Origin of the sequence: Streptomyces sp. YGL11-2 (assembly GCF_050054615.1) — a bacterium.
Classification (GTDB): domain Bacteria; phylum Actinomycetota; class Actinomycetes; order Streptomycetales; family Streptomycetaceae; genus Streptomyces.
The window spans coordinates 26,314-33,706 of record NZ_JBNHIN010000049.1; the positions used below are offsets into that span (position 1 = coordinate 26,314).

6 protein-coding genes are annotated in these 7,393 nt (G+C 71.1%); 2 read left to right on the top strand and 4 right to left on the bottom strand.

All coding sequences use genetic code 11. The features are described 5' to 3' along the window. Nucleotides 1-35 precede the first annotated feature (35 nt). Both ACO1BR_RS35175 and ACO1BR_RS35180 read left to right on the top strand, forming a co-directional pair. On the top strand, nucleotides 36-1,049 hold the full coding sequence (locus ACO1BR_RS35175) for an ATP-binding cassette domain-containing protein (protein WP_426799173.1): 1,014 nt from the start codon (nucleotides 36-38) through the stop codon (nucleotides 1,047-1,049). After that, entirely contained in the window at nucleotides 1,036-1,902 is an 867-nt protein-coding gene (locus ACO1BR_RS35180) for an ABC transporter permease (RefSeq protein ID WP_426799174.1), read from the top strand. The genes ACO1BR_RS35175 and ACO1BR_RS35180 overlap by 14 nt, the downstream gene beginning before the upstream one ends. On the opposite strand, the gene rarD is transcribed toward ACO1BR_RS35180, so the two are convergent. The 4 genes from rarD to ACO1BR_RS35200 form a co-directional block, all read right to left on the bottom strand. Further along, nucleotides 1,892-2,914 carry an EamA family transporter RarD gene (rarD, locus tag ACO1BR_RS35185; protein ID WP_426799175.1) on the bottom strand — a complete coding sequence of 341 codons (1,023 nt, stop codon included), beginning with the start codon at nucleotides 2,912-2,914 and terminating at the stop codon, nucleotides 1,892-1,894. The two genes, ACO1BR_RS35180 and rarD, sit on opposite strands and share 11 nt — an antisense overlap. Nucleotides 2,915-3,234: 320 nt before the next feature. After that, nucleotides 3,235-4,329, bottom strand: a complete 1,095-nt coding sequence (locus ACO1BR_RS35190) for a 2-oxoacid:ferredoxin oxidoreductase subunit beta (protein WP_426799176.1) — start codon at nucleotides 4,327-4,329, stop codon at nucleotides 3,235-3,237. Continuing rightward, nucleotides 4,322-6,274: a 2-oxoacid:acceptor oxidoreductase subunit alpha gene (locus tag ACO1BR_RS35195; RefSeq protein ID WP_426799177.1), complete on the bottom strand. Its 1,953-nt coding sequence runs from the start codon at nucleotides 6,272-6,274 to the stop codon at nucleotides 4,322-4,324. The genes ACO1BR_RS35190 and ACO1BR_RS35195 overlap by 8 nt, the downstream gene beginning before the upstream one ends. A gap of 294 nt (nucleotides 6,275-6,568) precedes the next feature. After that, nucleotides 6,569-7,228: a LuxR C-terminal-related transcriptional regulator gene (locus ACO1BR_RS35200; RefSeq protein WP_426799196.1), complete on the bottom strand. Its 660-nt coding sequence runs from the start codon at nucleotides 7,226-7,228 to the stop codon at nucleotides 6,569-6,571. Nucleotides 7,229-7,393 lie beyond the last annotated feature (165 nt).

The window sequence follows — 7,393 nt, forward strand, 5'->3', positions numbered from 1 at the left end:
GCGAGCCATGCCGTACGCCATGAGGTGAGGGAGCCATGCCACCGCCATCCGCCGCGGATTCCGGGCGCGCGGTGCCGCGCGACGCGGATCACGTGATCGAGACCCGCGCGCTGACCAAGGCGTACCGCGGCGGCCAGCTCGCCGTCGACCGCCTCGACCTCGCCGTACCGCGCGGCAGCGTCTTCGGCTTCCTCGGGCCCAACGGCTCCGGCAAGACCACCACCATCCGGATGCTGATGGGCCTGATCGAGCCGACCGCCGGCAGCGCCCGGGTGCTCGGCCGGCCGATGCCGGGCGCGAGCCGCCGGGTGCTCCCCGCGGTGGGCGCGCTCATCGAGGGCCCGGCGCTCTACGGCTTCCTCAGCGGCCGGGACAACCTGCGGCGCTTCGACGCCGCCGACCCGGCCGCCGACCCGCGCACCCGCGACGCGCGGGTGGACCGGGCACTGGAGCGGGTGGGCCTGGGCGCCGCCGCCGGCAAGAAGGCGCGCGCCTACTCCCTCGGCATGAAGCAGCGCCTCGGCCTGGCCGCCGCACTGCTCCAGCCCCGTGAGCTGCTGGTCCTGGACGAGCCGACCAACGGCCTGGACCCGCAGGGCATGCGGGAGATCCGCAGCCTGGTCCGGGAGCTGGCCGCGGACGGCACCACGGTCTTCCTCTCCTCCCACCTCCTCGACGAGATCGAGCAGGTCTGCACCCATGCCGCGGTGATGGCCCGCGGCCGGCTGATCACCCAGGGCACGGTCGCCGAACTCTCCGCCACCGTCCTCGACTCGGGCGGCCACGGCCGGTTGGTGGTGACCACCCCGGACCCGTCCGACGCGGTCCGCGTCCTGAAGGAGCACGGGGTGACCGACCTCCAGGCCGCCGGCGACCGGGTGACCGGCGACCTCCCCGCGCCGCCGGACGGGCAGCCGGCGGAGCCGGCGGATCTGAACGCCGCGCTGGTCCGGGCGGGCGTCCGGGTCCGCGCCTTCGGCGCCGAGCGGGCGTCACTGGAGGACGTCTTCGTGCATCTCACCGGGGAGGGCTTCGATGTCGCAGGCTGAGACGGTGCCGCGCGCGCCCCGCCGGCTGTGGTCGCTGGGGCTGCTGCGCAGCGAGATCGGTACGACCTTCCGGCGCTGGCGCACCCTCGCGCTGCTGGCCGTGCTCGCCGGCGTCCCGGTCCTGGTCGGCGTCGCCGTCAAGATCGAGACCGGCAGCCGCGGTCCGGGGGGCGGGGACGGCGGCCCGGCGTTCATCGCCCAGGTCACCAACAACGGCCTCTTCCTCGTCTTCACCTCCCTCGCGGTGACGCTGCCGTTCTTCCTGCCGATGGCCATCGGGGTCATCGCGGGCGACGCCATCGCCGGCGAGGCCAACGCGGGGACGCTGCGCTATCTCCTCGTCGCCCCCGCGGGCCGCACCCGCCTGCTGCTCGCCAAGTACGCGACGAGCATGGCGTTCTGCCTGGTCGGCACCCTGGTCGTGGCGCTCTCGGCGCTGGCGACCGGCGCGGCGCTGTTCCCCCTCGGCAAGGTCACCCTGCTCTCCGGGACGTCCATATCCTTCGGCGAGGGGCTGCTGCGGGCGCTGGCGATCGCCGCCGTGGTGGCGCTGTCCCTCCTCGGGGTGGCGGCGCTGGGCCTGTTCATCTCGACGCTCACCAACAGCGGGATCGCGGCGATGGCGACCACGGTCGGCCTGCTGATCACCGTGCAGATCCTGGACACCATCCCGCAGCTGCACGCCATCCAGCCGTATCTCTTCTCGCACTACTGGCTGTCCTTCGCGGACCTGCTCCGCGACCCCGTCTACTGGGACCAGTTGCAGAAGAACCTCGGCCTTCAGGCGCTGTACGCGGTGGTGTTCGGCTCGGCGGCCTGGGCGCGGTTCACCACCCGCGACATCACTGCCTGACGGGCCCGGGGGCGGCCTGCGGCCCGGTCTCGGGCCCGGCCGGGCGCGAGGCGGTCCGGGTGGCCCGCGCAGCCTCGGCCGCGGCCGTCTCGCCGGCCCGTGCCGCGGCCCGGGCCAGCTCCGTCCGGCCCTGCCGGGCGGTGCGCAGCGCGTCCCAGGTCAGTACCGCCAGCGCGGCCCACACGAGCGCGAAGCCGGTCCAGCGCTCCGCCGGCATCTTCTCGTGAAAGACCGCCAGGCCGAGCAGGAACTGGAAGGTCGGCGCCAGGTACTGCAGCATGCCGATCGTCGTCAGCGGCAGCCGTACCGCCGAGGCGCCGAAGCAGATCAGCGGCACCGCGGTGGCGATACCGCACGCCGACAGCAGCAGCGCCTGGCCCACCCCGCCGGTGGTGAAGCTGGACTCACCGCGGATCCCGAGGAAGACCAGATACCCCAGCGCCGGCAGCGCCTGGAGCGCCGTCTCGGCGCTGAACCCCTCGATGCCGTCGAGCTTGATGCCCTTCTTGACCAGCCCGTACGTCGCGAACGACAGGGCCAGCCCGAGCGCGATCCAGGGCATCTTGCCGTAGGCGATGGTCATCACCACGACGGCCAGCGCGCCGACGCCCACCGCCGTCCACTGGAGCGGCCGGAGCCGCTCCCGCAGCACCAGCACCCCGAAGGCGATGCTGACCAGCGGGTTGATGAAGTAGCCCAGCGAGGCTTCCAGCACGTGCCCGGTGTTGACCGCCCAGATGTACAGGAACCAGTTCAGCGAGATGACGACGGCGCAGACCAGGATCAGCCCGAGCCTCCGGGGCTGCCGCAGCAGCGGGCGTATCCAGGACCAGCGGCGCAGCACGGCCAGGATGACGACGGCGACGGGCAGCGACCAGACCATGCGGTGGGCCAGGATCTCGGCGGGGGCGGCGGCGCTGAGGAGATGCCAGTAGAGCGGCAGCAGACCCCACATGGTGTAGGCGGCGAGGCCGTAGGCGAGTCCGGTGCGCTGGTCGCTTCGAGGCTGCAAGGGGCCCTCCTGATGTGCTGCGTCGATCTGTGAAAGGTAGCGCCGCCCCGGCCGCCTGTCATGTCCGTTCCGATATACGGTCATGACAGGTGGCGGCCGCCGCCCCACCGCGCCCGCCGGGCCCCTCCCCGGGCCCCTCCCAGGACCCCTCTCCAGACCCTTCCCGGCCCCTTCCCGGATCCGTCGGGCAGGCCCCCTGGCCGGCCGTCCACCGCCGTCCGCGGCCCGCCCGGAACGAGTCGAGCGGGTGCCCGTAAGGAAGCGCCGTCAGACGCTCCCGTACGGGCACCCGCTCGCTTCCGGCAGGTGGCGGCGGTCCGTCAGCCGACGACCGTCCAGGTGTCGTTGCCGGCCAGCAGGGCCGCCAGGTCGCCCTTGCCCTGCTGCTCGACGGCGCGCTCCAGTTGGTCGGCCATCAGCGTGTCGTAGACCGGCCGGTCGACGTTGCGCAGCACGCCGATCGGTGTGCGGTGCAGGGTGTCGGGGTCGGCGAGCCGGGAGAGGGCGAACGCCGTGGTGGGGGAGGGGCTGTGCGCGTCGTGCACCAGGACCCCTTCGGTGCCCTCCTCGGTGACGTCGATGATCATGAGGTCGCCGGAGGTCGGGTCGCGGACCACGCCCTTGGAGCCCAGGCCGTCGGGTGCCGGGGCGCCGAACCGGATCGGCTGCCCGTGCTCCAGGCGGATCACGGCTTCCTGAGCCTGGTCCTTGTCCTTGAGGACCTCGAAGGCGCCGTCGTTGAAGATGTTGCAGTTCTGGTAGATCTCCACCAGTGCCGTGCCGGGGTGCGCGGCGGCCTCGCGCAGGACCGAGGTCAGGTGCTTGCGGTCGGAGTCGACGGTGCGGGCGACGAAGGTCGCCTCGGCGCCGAGCGCCAGCGAGACCGGGTTGAACGGCGCGTCCAGCGAGCCCATCGGCGTCGACTTGGTGATCTTGCCGAGTTCGGAGGTAGGGCTGTACTGGCCCTTGGTCAGCCCGTAGATCCGGTTGTTGAACAGCAGGATCTTGAGGTTGACATTGCGCCGCAGCGCGTGGATGAGGTGGTTGCCGCCGATGGACAGCGCGTCCCCGTCGCCGGTGACGACCCAGACGGACAGGTCGCGGCGCGAGGAGGCCAGGCCGGTCGCGATGGCCGGGGCGCGGCCGTGGATGGAGTGCATCCCGTAGGTGTTCATGTAGTACGGGAAGCGGGAGGAGCAGCCGATACCGGAGACGAAGACGATGTTCTCCTTCGCCAGGCCGAGTTCGGGCATGAAGCCCTGGACGGCGGCGAGGACGGCGTAGTCACCGCAACCGGGGCACCAGCGCACTTCCTGGTCGGACTTGAAGTCCTTCATGGACTGCTTGGCCTCGGCCTTGGGCACCAGGGAGAGCGCCTCGATCTGCGAGGCCCCCTCCGAGATCGTCTCAGTCATTGATGGCCTCCTTAAAGACCTCCGCGAGCTGCTCGGCCTTGAACGGCATTCCGCTGACCTGGGTGTGCGAGCGCGCGTCGACCAGATACCTGGCGCGCAGCAGGGTGGCGAGCTGCCCGAGGTTCATCTCCGGCACGATCACCTTGTCGTAACGCCCGAGGACCTCGCCGAGATTCCGCGGGAAGGGGTTGAGGTGGCGCAGATGTACCTGCGCGATGCGCTCCCCGGCGCCCCGTACGCGCCGTACCGCGGCGGTGATCGGGCCGTACGTCGAGCCCCAGCCCACCACCAGCGTGTCGGCGCCCCGGCCGCTCTCGTCCACCGGGTCGTCGACCTCGGCGTCCGGGACCTCGATGCCGTCCACCTTCGCCTGGCGGGTGCGCACCATGAAGTCGTGGTTGGCCGGGTCGTAGGAGATGTTGCCGGTGCCGTCCTGCTTCTCGATGCCGCCGATCCGGTGCTCCAGACCGGGCGTGCCGGGGACGGCCCACGGGCGCGCCAGTGTCTGCGGATCGCGCTTGTAGGGCCAGAACACCTCGGTGCCGTCCGCCAGCTCGTGGTTGGGGCCGGCGGCGAACTGCACGCGCAGATCGGGGAGTTCGTCCACCTCGGGGATGCGCCAGGGCTCCGAGCCGTTGGCCAGATAGCCGTCGGAGAGCAGGAGGACCGGGGTGCGGTAGGTGAGCGCGATACGCGCCGCGTCGAGCGCCGCGTCGAAGCAGTCGGCGGGCGTCTTCGGTGCCACGATCGGCACCGGAGCCTCGCCGTTGCGCCCGTACATCGCCTGGAGCAGGTCGGCCTGCTCGGTCTTGGTGGGCAGGCCCGTCGAGGGGCCGCCGCGCTGGATGTCCACGATCAGCAGCGGGAGTTCGAGGCTGACCGCGAGGCCGATGGTCTCCGACTTCAGCGCCACACCGGGGCCCGAGGTCGTGGTCACGGCCAGCGAGCCGCCGAAGGCCGCGCCCAGTGCCGCGCCGATGCCGGCGATCTCGTCCTCCGCCTGGAACGTCCGCACACCGAAGTTCTTGTGCTTGGACAGCTCGTGCAGGATGTCGGAGGCCGGGGTGATCGGGTACGAGCCGAGGTACAGCGGCAGATCCGCCTGCTGCGAAGCGGCGATCAGGCCGTAGGAGAGCGCCAGGTTCCCGGAGATGTTGCGGTAGGTGCCCGTCGGAAACGCGGCGGTGGCCGGCGCGACCTCGTAGGAGACCGCGAAGTCCTCGGTGGTCTCGCCGAAGTTCCAGCCGGCCCTGAAGGCGGTGACGTTCGCCTCCGCGATGTCCGGCTTCTTGGCGAACTTGGCGCGCAGGAACTTCTCGGTGCCCTCGGTCGGGCGGTGGTACATCCAGGAGAGCAGCCCCAGCGCGAACATGTTCTTGCTGCGCTCGGCCTCCTTGCGGGAGAGCCCGAACTCCTTGAGCGCCTCGATGGTCAGCGTCGTCAGCGGCACCGGGTGGACGTTGTACGCCTCCAGCGAGCCGTCCTCCAGCGGGCTGGTGGCATAGCCCACCTTCGCCATCGGGCGCTTGGTGAACTCGTCGGTGTTGACGATGATCTCCGCGCCGCGCGGCACGTCGCCGATGTTCGCCTTCAGGGCGGCCGGGTTCATCGCCACCAGCACGTTCGGCGCGTCACCGGGGGTGAGGATGTCGTGGTCGGCGAAGTGCAGCTGGAAGCTGGAGACGCCCGGGAGGGTGCCGGCGGGGGCCCGGATCTCGGCGGGGAAGTTCGGCAGCGTCGACAGGTCGTTGCCGAAGGACGCCGTCTCGGACGTGAACCGGTCACCGGTGAGCTGCATACCGTCACCGGAGTCGCCGGCGAACCGGATGATCACCCGGTCCAGGCGCCGGACTTCCTTGCCCGGGTCCCCGCTGCCGGGGCTGCGCTGTTCCCCGACAAGCGCTCCGTCGGCCTGTTCGGCTGTGCTACTGACCTGGCTGGTCACTGCTTCGAACCTCCCTCAAGGGGTGCGGCATCCCCGCCGGAGGCAGGGCTTGGGACGTATCGGACCGACCGGTTGTCCCATATCCATCGTACTTGGGTAAGGGTGTCCTTCCCTGGGTCGGTCATATCGTGGACACCGAGGTGAGACGCCGTTCTGACCTGTTTTGTCATCGAATCATTGCCCCCGTGTCCCTGTTTTCCGCACGCTCCGGTCTCGTCTATTGGTTCTACGTCCAAGGTCCCGGTTTTGGATGGCCGTCGCCCCGGCCTGCATATCTGACGGAGTGTCAGGTGATCAGGAGTCGAGATACGTGAGTACTGCAAGCACTCGGCGGTGATCCCCGTCACTCGGGGCCAGGCCCAGCTTCAGGAAGATGTTGCTGACGTGCTTCTCGACGGCGCCGTCGCTCACCACCAGCTGCCGGGCGATCGCGGAGTTCGTCCGGCCCTCGGCCATCAGTCCGAGCACCTCCCGCTCCCGCGGCGTCAGGTGGGCCAGCACGTCCTGCTTGCGGCTGCGGCCCAGCAGCTGGGCCACCACCTCCGGGTCCAGCGCCGTACCGCCCCGCGCCACCCGCACCACCGCGTCCACGAACTCCCGCACCTCGGCGACCCGGTCCTTGAGTAGATAGCCGACGCCCCGGCTCGACCCGGCCAGCAACTCGGTCGCGTACTGCTCCTCCACGTACTGCGACAGCACCAGCACCCCCAGGTCGGGGTGGTCCCGGCGCAGCCGGACCGCGGCCCGTACTCCCTCGTCGGTGTGGGTCGGCGGCATCCGCACATCCGCCACCACCACGTCCGGCAGCGTGCCCCCGTCCGCCAGCTCCCCGATCACCTTGATCAACGCCTCGGCGTCGCCGACCCCGGCCACGACCTCGTGCCCGCGGTCGGTCAGCAACCGCGTCAGGCCCTCCCGCAGCAGCACCGAATCCTCGGCGATGACCACCCGCACCTTGTCCTCCACGACTACACGTCCCCCAGCTCCGTACGGTCCCACCCTGCCAGCCCCCAGCATTCCAGCATCCGGACGGGGGCGGGCGGGTGAGGGGAACGTAGGGACAGGGGAGGCGTAGGGGGAGGCGGACGGCGCGGCCGGAGCCGGACCCCCGTCCCGGCT

What these genes read in the sequence shown, in the direction of transcription:
- ACO1BR_RS35175 (WP_426799173.1), top strand. Translation starts at nt 36, where the DNA reads ATGCCACCGCCATCCGCCGCGGATTCCGGGCGCGCGGTGCCGCGCGAC.
- ACO1BR_RS35180 (WP_426799174.1), top strand. Translation starts at nt 1,036, where the DNA reads ATGTCGCAGGCTGAGACGGTGCCGCGCGCGCCCCGCCGGCTGTGGTCG.
- ACO1BR_RS35190 (WP_426799176.1), bottom strand. Translation starts at nt 4,329, where the DNA reads ATGACTGAGACGATCTCGGAGGGGGCCTCGCAGATCGAGGCGCTCTCC.